The sequence below is a fragment of the Burkholderia sp. BE17 genome (assembly GCF_009362305.1).
Classification (GTDB): domain Bacteria; phylum Pseudomonadota; class Gammaproteobacteria; order Burkholderiales; family Burkholderiaceae; genus Burkholderia; species Burkholderia pyrrocinia_C.
The window spans coordinates 1-307 of record NZ_WHNU01000114.1; the positions used below are offsets into that span (position 1 = coordinate 1).

Annotated in this window: 1 protein-coding gene; it reads left to right on the forward strand. The window is 71.7% G+C overall.

Annotated features, from left to right (window positions below; genetic code table 11):
- On the forward strand, positions 1-307 hold a 307-nt coding region (locus tag GD429_RS40060; RefSeq protein WP_152865749.1), incomplete at both ends, for a lysozyme inhibitor LprI family protein.

Here is a 307-nt window from a genome sequence, read left to right on the forward strand (position 1 = left end):
CGTCGACGGCCGGCCAGATCCAGTGCATGGGCGAAGCGCAGCAGCAGTGGCAGGCGGTGATGGACGGCGCGTACCAGCGCCTGTTGAAGGATGCACCGGCCGACGCGAAGCGCGGCTGGCAGGACAGCCAGCGCCGCTGGGTCACGTGGCGCAAGGATGAAGTCCATCTGCTGACGGCCGTGTACGACACGACGCGCGGCACCGCGTACGCGATGTCGAGCGCCGACATGCAGTTGCAGCCCGTGCGCGATCGCGCGCTGGCGCTGCGCGGCGCGGCGGATCGTTATGCGCCGCCGCCCGCCGCCGT